Genomic DNA, 17,513 nt, shown 5'->3' on the forward strand with positions numbered 1-17,513 from the left:
CGGAGGAATATGAATGCGAATTAATCTAATTAATGAGTTTTCAGAAGATCTAAAATCGGGGAAGAAGTGGAGTGCTACGATAAAAATGCAGTCGAAAAACCCCCTCAAGTGAAATAAAATTAAAGCAGTCGAGGGGACGTGTTGACAATGAAACGGTACGACAAAGCATTCAAAGAAGAAGCAGTAAGATTGAGCGATGAAATTGGACCAAAGAAAGCTGCCGAGCAGTTGGGCGTAGCCTACCATACTTTGCAGGATTGGAGAAAACGAAGAACCCTGCACGGCGAAGGAGCGCATATCGGTAGCGGACGCGCGTATGCATCTGCCGATAAGACCGTGCGTGAAATCGAACTAGAAAAAGAAATTGTTGAGTTGCGCCGCGCGAATGAAACTCTCAAGGATGCACTCGGTTTTTTCGCAAAAGACCGGAAGCGGTAAAGGCATGCCAGCTCTATGCATATATCCGTGAACGACGGGATCGGTGGACCGTCAAGGAGATGTGCGAAGTACTTGCTATCAGTGAATCGGGCTATTACCGTAGCTTGAAGCCCACACCCAAACAGGAGCGGCAGCAACTTCTTCTGGTCAAAATCAAAGACATTATTGCAGAACATGAAGACAACAGGAATTAAGGTGTCCAGCGCATTCTGCTGGCGCTGTCACAAATAGAGATCACGACCAGCTACAGAACCGTCTATCGAATTATGAAGAAGCACGGCCTGCTGAAGAAAGCCAAGCGTCATCCAAACGGCATTACACGTGAGGATGCCGCAGCTCAGAAGAGCGAAAACCTGATCCGCAGAGATTTCAAATCCTCAGCACCCAACCAAAAGTGGTGGCTATCGGATATCACCGGAGTCCCTTGTTCAGACGGCAAGCTATATCTGTCCGCGGTACTGGATTGTTTCAACGGAGAGATCGTGGGCGTCGCCATGGACGATAACATGCGCAAGCAACTCTGCATCCAATCCTTTGAGAATGCCTGTAAAGCAAGAAATGCTCGCGGAATGATTTTTCACAGTGATCGAGGCAGTCAATTCACGAGCCAGGCATTCCGAGAGTGTCTAGCTAAACGAGGTGCCATTCAGAGCATGAGCGGCACAGGGCGTTGCTATGACAACGCAAGGATGGAGAGCTTTTTTGCTACGCTAAAGAAAGAGAAGCTGTACAAGATCAACACGGAGCGCTATCCGATGGCCTATATTAAATCGATCATCTTCAGATATATCATGGTCTACTACAACAGACGGCGGGTCTACACCTCTAATCCAGGGGGCTGGCCCCCAACTATCTATCGCGAAAGAATGCTGTCACAAGCAGCTTAGCAACTGGATTTCTGTATGAGGGTGTTTTCAAACTGTACTTTTTTTGACAACTCCAGAAAAGCGGAAGAGGTCTTAAACGGCATGACATGGGAGAAATATGTGTATAAATTTGTTATATTCAGTTTGTGCGTGGGCTTGTTAGCCACGGTTATTCGATGGATTTTGGCATTAGTAAATGAAACTGGAGATATAGTAGAATACGTCGGTGGTCCCATTGCTATATTAGTTGATGCTATTCTTGCTTTTGTCCTTTGGAGAGGACCCCACTTGCTTCGTTTTGTATTGAAATCTATTTACTGGTTCATGCCCGTGGGAGAGATGGATTTGAAAGCAGATTTAAGGACAGAAAAACGGGCAGCTGCAGGGCTGCCCGTTTTGAATATAGAACAAGCATCATCGAAGTGATTCGTGCAGCAGTAAATTCTACCGCTCGTACTAGTCTATCCGCGTCCCGGTCTCATACACGCCGTAGGTCGATACGGTAATGCCGGTGTCTGTGCGTGTGACTGTCCAATCCCAGCCGCTCTTATAGTTGGTCAGTAGCAGCTTGTCGTTCACTTCATCGTATGTCCATGTGCCAGTCTGGGCTCCATTCCAGTAGAAGGAAATGGTGCCGTCTTCATGGATCGTCAGCTCTCTGCCGTCCGCTCCACCGGGAACATACATTTTCCAGGTGCCGGTGAAGTAAGCGGACCCGCCTGCGGACGCCTGTGTTTCACTGCCGCTGTTCGCCCCGCTGCTACCGCTGCCGCCCGCCGAGCCTGCATCGGCAGGGCTCGTAATGACGATCTTCTTCGTCACATTGTCGAAGGAAATCTTATGCTTCAGCTGATCGCTGACGAAGCGGATCGGCACCATCGTTACTTTCCCCTGCATGATGGCGGGCACATCCATCATCACGGTCTTGCCATTCACTTTGGCGGCGGACTGATCGAGCACCAGCACAATCGTATCCTGTCCCAATGTAATGGTAATGCTGCGTTCCTTGCCGTTCCATTTCACCCCGGCGCCAAGCGCTTCACTGACGAAACGGAGCGGAATGACCGCACGGCCGTTATAGGTGGACGGTGCGGCTTCGAGTGTATGGGCTTTATTATTGACGTAGGCTGTTTTATTGCCAATCTGCAGTACAATCTGATTCTGCGGTCCGTCAGCGTCATCCGCTGATTGTCCTCCCCCTTCAGGGACGATCGTTACTTTAATCGCGCCGGAAACGTCGATCAGCTCCCCATACTCATCATAGGACACAAGCTTATACAGATAAGTGTGACCGATAAAGGTATAGTGATCTGTATACTCGGTTTCTGTCAGCATGAAATCGGTCATCCTCACATATGGGGCGCCGTTGTCTGAGCGGTAGATGTCCCACATATACTCACCGGGCAGCTGTGTCCAGGGGATCGTAATTGCGTTTTCGCCCTCGAACTCATATTCTGCAAGCGGATTAAGCGCATCTTCCGCCGGAGAACCGATATCCAACGAGAGCGGATAGTCGTCGCCGCCCTGGTCGTAGACTTCTTCCTCCGCCTCGAAGACATAAGAGAACCTGACCTGCGTAATCGAGAGGCCGTTGTCCGGAAGGATGCGGTCGATAAGAAGCTTGGCGTAGGTGCCGTCCTGCAGCATGACGAGGTACAAAGCGCCCTGCTCGATTTTCAATGAATTCGTAAAGCCGGACGTATAGCGGACGGTCGGATCGGTTAATTCCTCCTTGCCAAGCTTACGGATGGACAGCGCTCCAATATCGCCATATTGATTGATGACGATATCCGTCTCCGGGCTTACGCGCGTGTAATCCAACGTGGATAAATTCAATCCTCCCCGGTCCAGCACATCCCCTGACCAATTTAGTGTGTAAGGATGCATCGGGCTGTAGACCGCGCTTTGCTCTTCGGTCCAGTAGATCGTTCCGGCAGCCTGGGCTGTTCCCGGTGCTAAGCCTGACACTGCAAGGCACAACAGCAGCATCGTTAACAATGTGGCAATTTTATTTTTCACAGACTTCACTCCTTGAAAGATATAGTGGAAAAAACTTGCTGCGATTACAATAACAATCCTGGTTTACAAATAACTAACAAGCGATTTTGTGATAAATTTGTGATGGGTTTGAAAGCTGACTGCGTTAAGATGAAGCAATAAGGAAAGGATGGGGATGTCTGTGTCTTTTTTTAAAAAGGCATTGGCCAAAGTCGGAATCGGCGGTGTAAAAGTGGATCTGGGGCTAGCAAGCGGCAGCTTGACCGCCGGGGAAAAGTTTCAGTCCGTTGTCCGGATCCGTGGTGGCAGTGTGGAGCAGCAGCTGCAGACCTGTGAAATTTGTTTGTATGCGGAGTATACGCAGCACCGCGCCAATGCGAATGGCGAAATGCGGCAGATTTCGGCTAAAGCGTTAATTCAAACCTATACGCTTGCTTGTGATTTTACGCTGAAGCCGGGCGAAACCCGTGAGCTTCCGTTGACCCTGCTCCTGCCTCTGCATACTCCTCCCAAGCTTACCCGGGAATCCGTCTGGTTCCAGACGCGGCTTGATCTGGAGAAGGCGGTCGACCCTTCGGGCAAGGACCGGATCGATGTGCTGCCCGATCCTTTAATGAAGCGGATTCTGAATGCCATGGAGCGGCTCGGCTTCCAGCTGGCCAAATCGTATTTGACGGAAAACAGCAATGACCAGCTCAGCCCGGATCCTTTTGTCCAGAAGCTCATCTACAGTCCTTCGGCCGGGTACCAGCATGTATTGGAAGCGGCCATCATCACACCCGTATGGTTGTCCGATATCCTGCAGATCAATATGGAAATCAAGCGCAGACAAGGACTGCTTCACTCGATTACCGGAAAGGACACCGTGCAGGATACCATACAGCTCGTTCCGGCGGAATGGGGGCAGAGGAACGATGAAGCGCTTGCCGCGCAGCTGGAGGGCATCATAAGTTTTGCCGCTAACAGTGAATAAACCGGCGGCGGAACGCAACGCATCATGCAGCAAAAGAGGCGCCGCAAGCGCTTTTTTTTTGCTATACTATAAGCAATAAAAACACGATCTTAACGATGATGAAGGAACGAAGTCAAAGGGTGGTGGCAAGCCTGTGACGCCGGATGAACAGATCGACGGCTTGTTGCGGCAAAAGCGGTTTGCGGATGCATATATACGCATGGAAGGCAAGGTGCTCGAAGGCGGAAAGCTCGATGAGGCAGCGCTTCGCCGATTGCCGCGGGAGAGCCTGCATGCTTCTCCGATTCTGATGCAGGCGCTGGGCGGGATTTGCTGCCGCAAGGGAGAACTCCATGAAGCCAGGCAATGGCTGGAGCTGGCGGTGAAGGGCTTTGGCTCAATGCCTTATCCGGCGGGACTGCTGTCGGCGATGTGTGCGTTCACCCATGTCCTGCTTAGACTGGGTGAAACGGCTGAGGCGGAGACGCTGCTTAAGTTTCTCAAGCAGGAATATGAGCGGATGAAGCCGGAGGAGCACAGCGGCGGGCTGCTGTCCGTTTTGGCAGCCGGCAGCAGGCTGATCGGCTCCATGCGCTTTGCCAAGCAGTGGTATATCGATGCGGTCGAGTTTTACGACCGGAGGCAGCGCATCAGCGAGGCGGCCGATGTTCTGGCAGAGCTGCTGCTGCACTGCGGCGATGAACTGGATCCGGGCGAATGGGCGGATATGGCATGGAGATTGCAGAGGTGGGGCGGCGAGTCGGGAGGAAGCGCCTTTAACAAGGCATGGATGCTGGCGCTTAAGGATGCCCGTCAGCAGCAATGGGAGCTTGCGTATTCGCGATTGCAGCCATTGATCGATTCTGGAGAAGAAGGGGAGAGCTATCTCCGCCGGGTTTATGCGCAGCTGATTTTATTTCGCGCTGCTGCAGAGATTGCCCCTCATGAGGCAGACAGTTCGATGGAAACGCTGCATGTGCTCAGGCGGAGGTATTCCGCCGACCTGCAGCTGCAGCATTCTGTTCTGCTCCTGATCTCGGAGGGCTGCCGGCGGCTCGGGCGGACCGGAGAGGCAGAAGCGGCCCTTACCGAGGCAGGGTTTATCGGCAAGTATTTGCGGCTGCCGGCCGCTCCTGCTGTGGCATCCCCTGCACCGGCTGAGCTGACGGCACAAGTCCCGCAGGAGCGGCCTGCCCGGCAATCCGGGTGGAGAGTGAGCTTCTTCGGCGGACTGTCCTTTGAACGCGGTGCCGATGAGGTCCGACATATTCGCTGGAAACGGAAGAAAGCGCAGGAGCTCTGTGTCTATCTGCTGCTCCAACCCAAATATTCTTCTCCGAAGGAGCAGCTGACGGAGCTGCTGCAGTTGGGAGAAGACCCGGTGAAAGCGAATAAATTGCTCTATGTGATTATTCATCAGCTTAAACAGACGCTCTATGATGAGCTGTCGGTCCACGATGGAATCAGTATGCGTGAAGGCAGCGTCGTGCTGCGCGAGGATGCAATCGAGTATGTCGATGTGGAGCGTTATCTGGCGCTGCTGCGTGTAGCGGATCAGCTCTGGCTCAAGGATCGCTCACTGTCTTATGAGCTGTATCAGGAGGCTTATGTTATATATCAGGAGCTTCTCCCCGAGCTTCCGTATTTCTCCTGGCTGGACAGCATGAGGGAGTATGTGCTGGAAAAACAGACGGCCGTTATCCGCAAGTTGTGTCTGATGGCGGAGGAGCAGCGGGATCATGCCCTTGAAGAAACCTATTGTCAGGAATGGCTCCGGCTCCGGCCTGATCAGGAGGAAGCCTATCAGCAGCTTATACAGCTGCTTATTCGGATGAAGCGCCATGTCGAGGCTGCGAACGTGTATGAAAAGTTTGCTGTGCGGTGCAGGAATGAATTGGGGACGGAACCATCAGAAGAGATCCGCAGACTGTTAAGGGGGAGCGGCGTTGAACATCTTTCGTGATATCCGGCTGCAGCTGATCGGCGTTTATATAGTGCTTGCCGCAGTGGGATCGACCGGTATATTCCTCTCCAACAAATATGTTCACGCCAGCCCGGACGAACATCTGATGAAGGTCTTGACCGGTCTGGTTATCGGATTTCCTGTTATCATTCTATTGCTCAGCGTATTCACTGTCATCCGGCTTAACAATTTGCAGGATCGGCCCGGCCCGGGTCCTGCTTCCGATGTGGAGCTGCGGCAATGGGTCCGGCTTACAAATTTCCCTAGGGAGCTGCTGATTTTTTTTATAGGCAGCAGTATGCTTGTTTCACAGGTATATCAATTCTCGGTCTACGGTCTCCCTCCCTGGCCGGAGAGCACGGCGGTTCGATATTGGAAAAGCACACTCTCCAATCTGAGCACGTTTACGGCCTTCGGGATGATCCACTACAGCGCTGCAAGGTGGTTTCTGCGTTCCCGCATCCGCAGGCTGCGCATCTATTATCAGGAATCGTCGCGGTTCAGAAGTGCCGCGGTGAATCTGATCCTGATTCTCAGCTGCGGTCTTGGCTACATGCTGATCCGTATGCTGTGGTACACATTGAACAGCGGGGCAGCCGGGAGGGAGCCTCAGCAGGCGATGCTGTTTATCATTGGAGCGGTGGTGTTTATTATAACCTTGATTGTCATCACCATGACCGCATTCTATCTGTTCCGCGATTTGGATTGGATGACAATCAGGCTGCGGGAGGTGGCCGGAATGGAGCGGGAAGGGCTGCGGAGCAAGGTGCCTGTCGTTTCACCTTATGAATCCGGACATCTGACCGCAGCATTCAATACGCTTCAAGACCGGTTCGAGATGGAATATGCGAGACTGGACCGCGAATTGGATCTGGCCTTTCGTGTGCAGGAGCAGCTCTTTGCCCACCACCCGCAGGAATGGCTGGGCTGGAAGCTTGACGGGTCGTCCGGCAGGCCGAAGGGTAAGGAGGTCGGGGGAGGATTCTGCGATGTGCTGCCCTTGACCGGCAGCCGGTTTGCCATTACGGCAGGCACTGTTGAGGGTCAGGGAATGCCTGCTGCTCTCGTGATGTCCGCACTGGTTATGCTTCTGCGGACCAACATACAGGGCACATCGTCAGCAGGCGGTTTGCTGACGGAATTGAACCGCTCGCTGGCCGATATCGTCCAGGACAATATGCATGTGCATATCGCGCTTGCCATTATTGATCATGAACAGCGGATCATGGAATATGCTTCGGCAGGCAGGATGCACCTGCGGATCGTTCAGCCGGAAGCATGCATGGAGGCCGCCCCCGGCGCAGAGCCGTTGGGCAGTCATCCTCAGCAGCGTTATGAAGGCATGAATTACCCGCTGCATCCGGAGGAATGCAGGATCGCGCTTTATTCAGACAATCAGAGCTCCATTACAGCCCACAGAAGCGGAGGGGATCGGATTGGGAGCTAACCGGTCGGCCGTTCTGCTGCTGAAGCTGGTAGCCGTATATATCGCAGCGTTGTTCGGCGGGTCGCTATTTATTTTTCTGAATAATATGATTATCCATGGACGTACGCTGAACCAGCTGTTGTCGTTCAATATCCCGTTCGTGCTGCTGAGTGACCTTGTCATTGCGGCTTTGCTGCTCATTATTTCCTGTTGGCGGCTCTATCCGGTGATAAGCAGTTGGCGGCATCCTGAGAGGCAGGTCGATAAAGGTGTGGTGTTCAGACGGTTAGTGAATTTTCCGATGGAGTTATTCAAGGGAATGCTGATAATTTCACTGCTGTTTATGATGATATATCATGCCGTGGAAATTCTTCAGGGATACCGGACCGTCGATACGCTGGAGAGACTGCTCAATCTGCTCGGAAGCGTTGTGAGAGAGCTGGGTATTGCGTTGATTCTGGCCTTCCTGCTGCTCAGCGCTTCGAGGTGGCTGCTCCACGGCTATGTGGTACAGCTCAATGTCACGACATTGATCGGAGACCGACGGCATTCCGCAGTACGATTCATTGCGGTATCCGCATTTTCCTGTTTTATTATTACGTTTGCGCCCGCAGCAAGGTTCATTGACCAGTCGGCTTCCGGTCTGTTTCGGCTCGGAGATTTTCTTCTGTTGGCAGTTATTTATTCGGTCTTTGCCATTGTGATCTTTTCCGTATATATTATCGGACTTCGCAAGGAGCTGCGCTTGCTGATCGACCGGCTCTATGCGTTGTCCCGCGGAATGAAAACGAGTCTGCATCAGCAGGTTCCGATTACATCGCTTGAAGAAACGGGCAGATTGACCGATGCGCTGAACGCCCTTCAATACCGGATGGAATCGGCTTATGAAGAGGTGAATCAGCAGCTTAAGCTGGCATATACCGTCCAGAACCGGCTGCTGCCCAAGGACTTTCCGGACATGAACGGGATGGAGGTCGCGGTTTCCTGTCAGCAATGCCATGAAGTAGGGGGCGACTTCTACGATGTGATCCCGCTCGCAGGCCAGCGCTATTGTGTTGCGATCGGCGATGTGGCGGGCAAAGGGCTTCCGTCCGCGCTGCTGATGTCCGCCATGATGACGGGGCTGCGCACCGAAGCGGTCAAAGGCGGTTCAGCAGGTGACATCCTTACCCGGCTTAACCGGCATGTATTCCAGATGACGCAAGGGAAGCTGTACACCACGCTTGGTCTGGCGATTCTTGATTTGTCCTCCGGTCAGGTGGAGCTGGATTATGCCAGCGCCGGCCATCTCGACCCGTATCTGATCCGCAGCGGGCAAGTGATGGAATGGCAGGGCTCCTCCTATCCGCTTGGCATGGTTTGGGACGAGCGCTATCAAGGAACGCTTCATACGTTGGCCCCGGGAGATATCTTTGTTCTATATACCGACGGCATTATCGAGAGCCGTCATGCCTCCGGAAGTATGCTCGGTTTTGAGTGGTGGGAACAGCAGCTCAGACAATTGTCGCCCGGGCGGGAGTTGAATGAACAGGTTTCGGAGATCATCGGGAGTCTGGAAGCTTTGGGGCAGGAGGGCCCTGACGATGACAGGACTCTGGTGCTTTTGAAATGGCATGAGCAGGAATAATGTAAGATTTCCGTTAAATGCTTCCAATAAAATGGGGTACAGTGTAATTGCTGTCTGTTGGGGAAGAAGGATGAGGAAAGAAGGGAGACGGATGAAGGAAGCCATTTTTGAACAACAATGGGTTATGCCCAGCGCCTACGGCAGTGAAAAAGCGGTCATGCAAAAGGTGAAAACCGCGATTTCCCGGATCTGTCCCGGCGAACAACGAATCGAGGATATGCTGACCGCGATTGCGGAAGCTTGTCTGAATGCCATTGAACATGGAAATCTTGCTGACTTCCGTCTTCCCGTTACGCTTCAATTAACCATCGATGGCGAAAAATATAAATTCCGCATCATTGATCACGGCTCCAATATGCCGGTTGTACAGGATGAACTGCCGCTGCCGGACAAATGGCTGGAGGAGCATCCGCGGGGATGGGGGCTGTTTCTCATCCGAAGGCTTTCCGATCATGCCGCGTTTGGGAGCGAGAACGGAGAGGTCTATTTGGACATCATATTTTATCGATAGGAGGTTGCGGCAATGAATGAATTTCGCGCAGATAAACGGATCGCAGGGGGAACAGTCATCTACGATCTTAAAGGGGATCTGTCCAATCAAGCGGAGGAAGTCATGCTTGAATTGTGCGAGTGGGAGAAGGGGCTGGGCCAAGGCAGACGGTTCCTGATTCTTAATTTCACAGAGGTGCCTTATATCAACAGCATCGGGCTCGCCGTGCTGATCCGAATCATCCGGCCGCTGCTGAGGGCGGGCTGCCAGACGTTCGCTTATGGCGTAACCCCCCATTATCAGAAGCTGTTCCGGATGGTCGGTTTAACGGAGCATATGATGATCTACCCCAATGAAGAAGCAATTGTGCAGCGGATTGAGCACTTGGAGGCGCAAGGTGAATGAGTTAGAAAAAGCTGTATTAAATCCAATATGGCGGATGGCCGTATAGTTCTCTCTTCCCTTGTGGTAGAAAGTCAGAGGAATATAAGAAAGATTGAAAAGAAGTAACATTATTATGACGCTAACGCATCCCTCGTAATCTTATCAATATCTATAGGAGATCTTGATCCTTCACTAACCATATCAGGTAAAATATTTTGAATAAAGTATTTCACGCAATGAAGCTTGATTCCTTTAATTTTTATAAGTGCATTTCGATACATCAGGATGAATTCCTTTTCTGTGTTGCCTCGACCATTCCTTCTTCTACTTTTTGCAGCATCGCTCGAAGTTCTAGCGAGTAGTGCTTCACAGGTGTTTTAATATCTCCTATAAAAATTTCCCCGTAATCATGACTGCTAGTTATTTCGTAGAGCTTTTTCCAATCCACAGTGACTCCATTACTTTCTTCAATATCCGCCAATGTCTTGGCATATTGAACTACCTTCCAGGAATGAGCAGCTACGCTATGCTCCTGAAATTTGAATTTACATTTGTTAATGGATAATTAACGGAAACAGGGAGTTATTACATAAATCTGATAGAATAGTGTTCGTGACATCAAATCTGTGGCTACACCCGTAGAAGCTTACGTGCCGTTATCTTCGGACAGGGGTTCAACTCTCTCGCTATCTTTACCTGCCGCTGGTTTGGGTGCTCGTTATTGTGATAAACTAGTCCCAAATAATAAAGGGGATCGAAATCATATGGCGACTGAATTTTCACACTTATATAAACTCATGCATGCTGAGTATGCGATTCGGGGTGAAGTAAAACAGAATTTGTCGGAGATCTTGTCGCTGCTGAGCAAGATCCGCTTGTCCGACATCGCAAGATCAGTCAACCTGTCCGGACGTTCAAAGATGAATAAGCAGGAGCTTGCTAAAGCTTTGCAAGAGTATATTCTAGACAGCATGTTTGTGGAAGAGCTGCTGCGCTTGGCGCGCGAGGATGAGTTCAGCCTTTATCAAGTGCTAATCCGTGAGTCTTATGTGAAAGACGACAACCTCGTTCCTGGTGTTTGCCTTTTTTTCATGGACAACGGCTTGTTGCATGTATTTATGGATAAAGACGACAAATTGTATTTTGTTATCCCTGAAGAATTCAGGGAACTAAATGAACAACTGGATTGGTTGTCCCTTAATCGTATGCGAGAGCGCCATCAACTAGTTCTTCAATATATTCAGGCAGTAGTTCATCTATATGGAGTTTGTAAGCCCGAGCTGCTCATCGAGATTTTCAATAATCAAAATCATGAGAAACTGCATATGTCGGAGCTTCTGCATATAGCGAATTTTCATTTACGAAGATCCCAGACATACTGCTGGATGGATGGTTACTTGGCAAACAGTTATTTCGATTCAGCTCCTGATGAATTTGAGACATTGCTTCGGAAGATTGAAAACAAACCCCGCTATGTTCCGAACAATGAGGAATTGCTTAGATATGAGGATGATTTTTATTTTGAAATGACTCCGCAGTTGATGCAGCTGAGATTGTTTATTCTTAATCAGTTAAACGATAATTCCGTTTTGGCAGATAATCTTATTCATGATATCCAGCTCCTGTGTTCCATGGAAGAGCCCCTGCAGGTGGTCTTTAACGAATTGGAGAGGAGAGGCATTGAGTTTCAAACCTTCGATCAAGCCAAAAAAATCGCACATTTGGTTACTGAGGTCTACAACCATACCCGACTGTGGTCCAATTGTGGACATACACCCGCAGAATTATCGGCCACAAGGGGAAATCGCGTCAATCCGGTGATACTAGGCCAGAGAGTCGTTCCGCTAAAAATCGGCAGAAACGATCCATGCCCATGCGGGAGCGGCTTGAAATATAAAAAATGCTGTGATAAATAAGCCGCCTGAAGCACCTCTTTTTATCTGCATCATCCGCAGACAGAAACCATCAAAAAGATTTGCCCCTCACGGGCGGTTGTGCTACACTGTAACTAATTTACAGGAACGGAGGGTTACGTGTGATAGACTTTATCCGATTGAGGTCTTTGCGCAGCTAATTGAATAGCGCCAAAGCTCTGCCTGCGTGCAGAGGACTCAGGATTGGTCTGTCCATTTTGAAGGTAACCCATATGGATGAATACGAAGAAGCGACGATCGGAAATGACGACGATTTCGCATTCGCCTTTAGAACGGATGATTTCATAGCACAAGCATGAACGCTTGACGACGGCTCGAACGCTGGATGGGTAATCTTCATCTCACCCGGCGGTCCTGCTGTTCACTGCCATTGAAAGCCAAACATCCCGATGACAGGGACTCCATTTCCTTCATGGAATTTCCTGATTTCCTCGCACGAATATCTGTGAACACAGGCAGAGATGCCTGTGTTTTTTTGTGTGTCAAATTAACTATGAAGGATGATGAATAAATGGAACAACCTAAACAAAAAGCCATTATCGTCGGCGTCCAGCTGCAGAATCAGACCGACTTTGCCTATTCTATGCAGGAGCTGCGCAATCTGGCTGACGCCTGCAATATTGATGTCGCCGATGAGCTTAGTCAGAAAGCAGCCCGCGTGAATCCTTCCCACTATATTGGAACCGGCAAGATCGATGAGCTGCGGGCTTTAGCGGAAGCGCATGATGCACAGGTCATTATTTTTAACGACGAGCTGTCACCTTCCCAAATCCGCAATCTGGAGGCTGCCTTGGAGCGGACGGTCATCGACCGGACGATTCTTATTTTGGATATTTTCGCGGAACGGGCGAAGACAAGAGAGGCCCAGCTACAGGTAGAGGTTGCCCGGCTTCAATATATGCTCCCCCGGCTGGTCGGACTTCGTGAATCATTAGGACGGCAGGGCGGCGGCGCAGGTCTTAAGAACAAAGGCGCTGGCGAAACGAAGCTGGAGCTGGATCGCAGAAGAATCGAAGAGCGGATAACGGCGCTTCAAGGCGAGCTGGAGAAGCTCGTTGCCAGACGCCAAATTCAGCGCAAGCAGCGTCAGAAAAATGAGGTGCCGGTCGTTTGTCTCGTCGGCTATACGAATACGGGAAAATCGAGCTTGATGAATGCTCTGCTGGAGAAATACAATCCGGATACCGATAAGCAGGTTTTTGCCCAGGATATGCTGTTCGCAACGCTGGAAACATCAGTGAGAAGCATTGAGATGCCCGACAACAAATCCTTTCTGCTAACGGATACGGTCGGGTTCGTCAGCCAGCTGCCCCATCACCTGGTCAAAGCGTTCCGTTCCACGCTGGAGGAGGTGGCCGAAGCCGACCTGCTCGTCCATGTCGTGGACTATTCGCAAGACGAATACGAGCAGCTTGTATCTGTCACGAATGATACGTTAAAAGCTTTGGGCGCTTACGACATTTCGACGATTTACGCCTACAACAAATGTGATTTAACAGAGCAGGAATACCCGAAGGTGCAGGATAACAGCGTGTATCTTTCGGTTAAGCAAAATAGCGGACTCGATGAGCTCATCGGGCTTATTCGCGGACAGATCTATGACGATTATATGGAATGCGAAATATTAATTCCGTTCCATCAAGGACGCCTCGTTGCTTACTTCAACGAGCATGCCCATGTTCTCTGGACCAGCTATGAGCCGGAAGGCACCCGCATGAAGTTGGAATGCCGGAGAGCTGACTTCGAGCGTTACCGGAACGATGTTATCGTCATCTAAACAAATTATGGTACAACAAAGCAGAGCACCCAAGGGGTGCTCTGCTTTGTTGCGGACATAGGGATGGGACTGCAGCTATCACCGCTGTTGGATAGCACGATAGTCTCTCACAGGGAACAAAACATACCTCTTAGGAAAAAAGCTTATTATTGTGCTATAATAAAAAGTATTCAGTCCGGAAAAGTTAAGGGCTAAGGATAGAAAGGTTGCAGATCTATGCATGTATTCGAGGACTGGAATCAAAAAGTGAAGAAAACTTTTAATGCTACAAGTAATGAAGTTGTATTAACCGTTACAGAAGCAGGGAATTTATTAGGTCTTACAAAGGATCAAATGAAAACTTACGTAGATAAAAGCGGGCTAACTAAAGTGCCGATCACGAGAAGTGTTCATAGGTACCTTTTATTAAAAAGTGAAATAGATGAGATAGTTAAAGATTCATAAATGACGTATTGTTAACACCGATAAGGTGTTTTTGTTTTTTTATTATTGCGAGGCTGGCCGACTACACCTGTAGTTGGTTTATCGACAAGCTCACCCCGCCTATCAAGAACGATAAGCGGGGTTTTTGCCGGGAAAGCATTCATATTTAATGAGGGGGTTGCGGTCAACCTCCGACAATTACTTAAACCGATATGCCCGCGGCTCGTTAAACCAGAAGCTGCCGTCCTGCGAAAAGTCTTTATAAGGACTTGGCGACACCTGATTCACCTGCGCCAAATCTTCCTCTGTCAGCTTTACCTGCAGCGCGTGTAGGTTGCTTTCCAGCTGCTTCTCATTACGTATCCCTACAACCGGGATGACATTCGGACGGTGCAGCAGCCAGGCTAAAGCAAATTGCCCAAGCTGCATCCCTCGGGATTCAGCCCATCTGCCAAGCTGCTCGACCCGCTCTAATTTGGCGCTGTTTTCGGGGGATTCAAGATTCATGCGTTCTCCCCTGGAATTGTCCGGAAGCGGCTTTCCGGTACGGTACTTACCTGACAGCCAACCCCCATCCAAAGGAGAATAGGCCAATGTTGCGATCCCATGCCGTTCACTGGCCGGCAGGATTTCCTGCTCAATGTAGCGGTTGAAGATATTGTAGGCAGGCTGGTTCGTGACAAAACGCTCCAGGTTCATTTTTTCGCTTACCCAGAGAGACTCGACGATCCGCCATGCTTCGAAATTGGAGCAGCCGATATAGCGGACTTTGCCCTGCGTAACGAGATCATCCAGCGCGCGCAGCGTCTCGTCAAGAGGCGTGTTAGGATCGGGTCTATGTACTTGATATAAATCAATATAGTCTGTATTCAGCCGTTTGAGGCTGGCCTCAACCTGTTTCATGATCCGGTAGCGGCTTGCGCCCTCGCCATTGGGCCCTTCCGCCGTGCGTACCTTGAACTTCGTTGCCACAATTACGCGATCCCGGCGCCCCTGCAGCGCCTTGCCGATGATCTCCTCAGTCGTTCCCTTGCCGTAGGTATCCGCCATATCGAAAAAATTAATGCCCGAGTCCAAAACCCGATCAATGATCGACAAAGACGTTTTTTCATCCAGATCCCAATCCCCGTAAGTCATCGTGCCCAGACAAAAACGCGATACCTGCAGCCCGGTTCTTCCCAAATAAACGTATTCCATATGGACCTCCTGCCGTTTTATGATTAGGTTTTATTTTTTCCATTATACTACAGTACAGTTTGGTATTATAATTGCGAGTATGCGAATAAGCGAATGTTACGATGGAGGGGCGATTCCAGCTTGTGGCCAGCGAACGTTCGGAGATGACAAGCGCTTGTGAAGATGCCTGCGTTGGCGTGGAGGACGCCTTTGCCGGCAACCGAAAGAAAGGATCTTGCAGCATGATTTTATGGGGAAGTATTGTGAATGCGGCTGCCATTATTGCGGGCAGTCTGTTAGGGCTTATCCTGCCGAAGATGAGCGAGCAGTTCAAGCGAACCGTTACACAGGGGATCGGTATTGCGCTGTGCGTGCTAGGCATCATGATGGCGATGAAAACGACGAATTACTTGTGGATGCTGATCAGCCTCGTGGCGGGCAGCATTCTGGGCGAATGGATCCAAGTGGAGCGCAGATTTGAACAGGCAGGGCAGTGGCTGGAGCGCCTTGTTCCAAACCGCAAAGAATCATCAGTGGGCAAAGGATTTGTCACCGCGGCATTGGTGTTCTGCATCGGGGCTATGGCGATCCTGGGCGCTGTGGACAGCGGAGTTCGCCATAACCATGATATTTTGTACGCCAAATCGCTGATGGACGGGCTGCTGGCGCTGATCTTTGCTTCGACGCTGGGCATCGGGGTGATGTTCTCCGCAGTACCGGTCTTTGCATACCAAGGGTTCATCGCGCTCGCTGCTGCGGCCGCTGCCTCACTGCTAAGCTTGGAGCAGGTCCAGTTCCTTACCGTGGAAGTGTCTGCAGTAGGCGGACTTTTAATTATCGGGATTGGAATCAATATGCTGGAGCTCACAAAGATCAATGTCGCCAACATGCTGCCTTCTGTGGTTATCATGGGTATTATAATGGCTGTATGATTGCCGTAATCGAGAGGATATGTATTTAAAGTGGAATGGCGAGTTATAAAATTGGAGACATTAAGCTCAGTGCTTAATAATTCCAGTAATGCAAGAAGAGAGGGTTTGAATGATGGAAAAGGAAATGGCCTATGGTACGGACTATAAATATATTCCTGCAACATCTATAGAAAGCGGCCGCGGCCATGAGGTGGCATCGGACATATTCTGCCAAACCATTCAAATTGTAAATATTTGTTTCGTGGGCCATCCAAACCATCAGGATAAATGGGTGTTGGTGGATGCAGGTATGCCAAAATCCGCGGATGATATTATTTCTGCTGCAGAGGAACGGTTCGGCCGAAAAAGCCGTCCCCAAGCCATTGTGTTGACACACGGTCATTTCGATCATGTCGGGGCTATTATTGAACTCATTAACCACTGGAAGGTTCCTGTGTATGCACATGAATTAGAATTGCCTTATTTGACAGGAAAGCTGGAATATCCCGAACCTGATCCCTCTGTTGGCGGCGGCTTAGTAGCTAGAATGTCCCCAATCTTTCCTAATGAGCCTATCGATTTGGGCAATCATGCAAAGCAGCTTCCATCCGATGGAAGCGTTCCTGGAATGCCCGGCTGGCATTGGATTCATACACCGGGACATACGCCAGGGCATATCTCTTTATTTAGAGAAGGCGACCGTTCGCTCATTGCAGGCGATGCGTTTGTGACGGTTAAACAAGAATCGCTGTATAAGGTTATCACGCAGGAACAGGAAATCAGCGGGCCTCCTAAATATTTTACAACGGATTGGCAAGCAGCCAAGGAATCAGTTGCGAAATTGGAAGCATTGATGCCTTCGGCCGCCGTTACGGGTCATGGAATGCCAATGGAAGGACAAATATTGCTGGATAGTTTACAACAGCTAGTAAGTGAATTTGACCGTATTGCGGTTCCGGATCATGGAATATATGTTGATGAGGTTAAACATTAACAGCTTTAATAACGATGAATAACCTTGAAGAGCACCTTGCCAGCCAGGTGTTCTTTTTGCCGTATCCATCATTAAGGATACGTCTCGCCGAAATGTGCAAGAGGCGTGCCATGTAAATAAAATTAACAAAGCAATACGTCTAATCGATTGAAAA

16 protein-coding genes and 1 pseudogene are annotated in these 17,513 nt (G+C 50.1%); 14 read left to right on the forward strand and 3 right to left on the reverse strand.

The window, feature by feature from the left end; genetic code table 11:
• Positions 1-147: 147 nt before the first annotated feature.
• From IEW11_RS11640 to IEW11_RS11650, 3 genes are all read left to right on the forward strand, one after another.
• Entirely contained in the window at positions 148-438 is a 291-nt protein-coding gene (locus IEW11_RS11640) for a transposase (protein ID WP_188531241.1), read from the forward strand.
• Between the two features lie 206 nt (positions 439-644).
• Positions 645-1,325, forward strand: coding sequence for an IS3 family transposase (locus IEW11_RS11645; RefSeq protein WP_308422731.1), 681 nt, complete (start codon positions 645-647; stop codon positions 1,323-1,325).
• A gap of 81 nt (positions 1,326-1,406) precedes the next feature.
• Complete coding sequence (locus IEW11_RS11650) at positions 1,407-1,730, forward strand: hypothetical protein (protein ID WP_188531242.1); 324 nt, start codon at positions 1,407-1,409, stop codon at positions 1,728-1,730.
• A 30-nt stretch (positions 1,731-1,760) separates the two neighbouring features.
• Here the strand turns inward: IEW11_RS11650 and IEW11_RS11655 are convergent, their stop codons facing one another.
• The gene (locus IEW11_RS11655; RefSeq protein WP_188531243.1) at positions 1,761-3,323 is read right to left on the reverse strand and encodes a copper amine oxidase N-terminal domain-containing protein; all 1,563 of its coding nucleotides are present in this window, start codon (positions 3,321-3,323) and stop codon (positions 1,761-1,763) included.
• A 160-nt stretch (positions 3,324-3,483) separates the two neighbouring features.
• Here IEW11_RS11655 and IEW11_RS11660 point away from each other — a divergent pair, with 160 nt between their 5' ends.
• From IEW11_RS11660 to IEW11_RS11685, 6 genes are all read left to right on the forward strand, one after another.
• Positions 3,484-4,275 carry a sporulation protein gene (locus tag IEW11_RS11660; protein WP_188531244.1) on the forward strand — a complete coding sequence of 264 codons (792 nt, stop codon included), beginning with the start codon at positions 3,484-3,486 and terminating at the stop codon, positions 4,273-4,275.
• A 133-nt stretch (positions 4,276-4,408) separates the two neighbouring features.
• Positions 4,409-6,217 carry an AfsR/SARP family transcriptional regulator gene (locus IEW11_RS11665; protein WP_188531245.1) on the forward strand — a complete coding sequence of 603 codons (1,809 nt, stop codon included), beginning with the start codon at positions 4,409-4,411 and terminating at the stop codon, positions 6,215-6,217.
• Positions 6,201-7,664: a PP2C family protein-serine/threonine phosphatase gene (locus tag IEW11_RS11670; RefSeq protein ID WP_188531246.1), complete on the forward strand. Its 1,464-nt coding sequence runs from the start codon at positions 6,201-6,203 to the stop codon at positions 7,662-7,664. The genes IEW11_RS11665 and IEW11_RS11670 overlap by 17 nt, the downstream gene beginning before the upstream one ends.
• Positions 7,654-9,270: a PP2C family protein-serine/threonine phosphatase gene (locus IEW11_RS11675; protein WP_188531247.1), complete on the forward strand. Its 1,617-nt coding sequence runs from the start codon at positions 7,654-7,656 to the stop codon at positions 9,268-9,270. Before IEW11_RS11670 ends, IEW11_RS11675 begins: the two co-directional genes overlap by 11 nt.
• A 91-nt stretch (positions 9,271-9,361) precedes the next feature.
• Positions 9,362-9,781: an ATP-binding protein gene (locus tag IEW11_RS11680; protein WP_188531248.1), complete on the forward strand. Its 420-nt coding sequence runs from the start codon at positions 9,362-9,364 to the stop codon at positions 9,779-9,781.
• 12 nt (positions 9,782-9,793) lie between these two features.
• On the forward strand, positions 9,794-10,165 hold the full coding sequence (locus tag IEW11_RS11685; protein WP_188531249.1) for an STAS domain-containing protein: 372 nt from the start codon (positions 9,794-9,796) through the stop codon (positions 10,163-10,165).
• Between the two features lie 110 nt (positions 10,166-10,275).
• Here IEW11_RS11685 and IEW11_RS11690 read toward each other — a convergent pair.
• Positions 10,276-10,691: pseudogene (locus IEW11_RS11690) on the reverse strand (YfbR-like 5'-deoxynucleotidase); the annotation flags it as partial.
• Between the two features lie 79 nt (positions 10,692-10,770).
• Between IEW11_RS11690 and IEW11_RS11695 the strand changes: the two are divergent.
• The 3 genes from IEW11_RS11695 (at position 10,771) to IEW11_RS11705 (ending at position 14,299) form a co-directional block, all read left to right on the forward strand.
• The gene (locus IEW11_RS11695) at positions 10,771-12,060 is read left to right on the forward strand and encodes a YecA family protein (protein WP_188531250.1); all 1,290 of its coding nucleotides are present in this window, start codon (positions 10,771-10,773) and stop codon (positions 12,058-12,060) included.
• Between the two features lie 529 nt (positions 12,061-12,589).
• Positions 12,590-13,855, forward strand: coding sequence for a GTPase HflX (hflX, locus tag IEW11_RS11700; RefSeq protein ID WP_188531251.1), 1,266 nt, complete (start codon positions 12,590-12,592; stop codon positions 13,853-13,855).
• Between the two features lie 216 nt (positions 13,856-14,071).
• Positions 14,072-14,299 (forward strand): DNA-binding protein, encoded by a 228-nt coding sequence (locus IEW11_RS11705; RefSeq protein ID WP_188531252.1) that lies wholly within the window; start codon positions 14,072-14,074, stop codon positions 14,297-14,299.
• Between the two features lie 177 nt (positions 14,300-14,476).
• Here IEW11_RS11705 and IEW11_RS11710 read toward each other — a convergent pair whose 3' ends face one another.
• Positions 14,477-15,475 carry an aldo/keto reductase gene (locus IEW11_RS11710; protein WP_188531253.1) on the reverse strand — a complete coding sequence of 333 codons (999 nt, stop codon included), beginning with the start codon at positions 15,473-15,475 and terminating at the stop codon, positions 14,477-14,479.
• Positions 15,476-15,576: 101 nt separating this feature from the next.
• On the opposite strand from IEW11_RS11710, the gene IEW11_RS11715 reads away from it, so the two are divergent.
• The gene (locus tag IEW11_RS11715; protein ID WP_229725187.1) at positions 15,577-16,386 is read left to right on the forward strand and encodes a DUF554 domain-containing protein; all 810 of its coding nucleotides are present in this window, start codon (positions 15,577-15,579) and stop codon (positions 16,384-16,386) included.
• Positions 16,387-16,498: 112 nt separating this feature from the next.
• Entirely contained in the window at positions 16,499-17,359 is an 861-nt protein-coding gene (locus tag IEW11_RS11720; RefSeq protein ID WP_188531420.1) for an MBL fold metallo-hydrolase, read from the forward strand.
• Positions 17,360-17,513: the final 154 nt, after the last annotated feature.

It is taken from the genome of Paenibacillus abyssi (assembly GCF_014640295.1).
GTDB classification, from domain to species: domain Bacteria; phylum Bacillota; class Bacilli; order Paenibacillales; family Paenibacillaceae; genus Paenibacillus_D; species Paenibacillus_D abyssi.

Bases quoted from the DNA above. Each gene is read 5' to 3' on its own strand.
- IEW11_RS11650 (WP_188531242.1), top strand. From the start codon at position 1,407: ATGACATGGGAGAAATATGTGTATAAATTTGTTATATTCAGTTTGTGC.
- IEW11_RS11710 (WP_188531253.1), bottom strand. From the start codon at position 15,475: ATGGAATACGTTTATTTGGGAAGAACCGGGCTGCAGGTATCGCGTTTT.
- IEW11_RS11640 (WP_188531241.1), top strand. From the start codon at position 148: ATGAAACGGTACGACAAAGCATTCAAAGAAGAAGCAGTAAGATTGAGC.
- hflX (WP_188531251.1), top strand. From the start codon at position 12,590: ATGGAACAACCTAAACAAAAAGCCATTATCGTCGGCGTCCAGCTGCAG.
- IEW11_RS11720 (WP_188531420.1), top strand. From the start codon at position 16,499: ATGGAAAAGGAAATGGCCTATGGTACGGACTATAAATATATTCCTGCA.
- IEW11_RS11705 (WP_188531252.1), top strand. From the start codon at position 14,072: ATGCATGTATTCGAGGACTGGAATCAAAAAGTGAAGAAAACTTTTAAT.
- IEW11_RS11680 (WP_188531248.1), top strand. From the start codon at position 9,362: ATGAAGGAAGCCATTTTTGAACAACAATGGGTTATGCCCAGCGCCTAC.
- IEW11_RS11685 (WP_188531249.1), top strand. From the start codon at position 9,794: ATGAATGAATTTCGCGCAGATAAACGGATCGCAGGGGGAACAGTCATC.
- IEW11_RS11715 (WP_229725187.1), top strand. From the start codon at position 15,577: ATGGAGGGGCGATTCCAGCTTGTGGCCAGCGAACGTTCGGAGATGACA.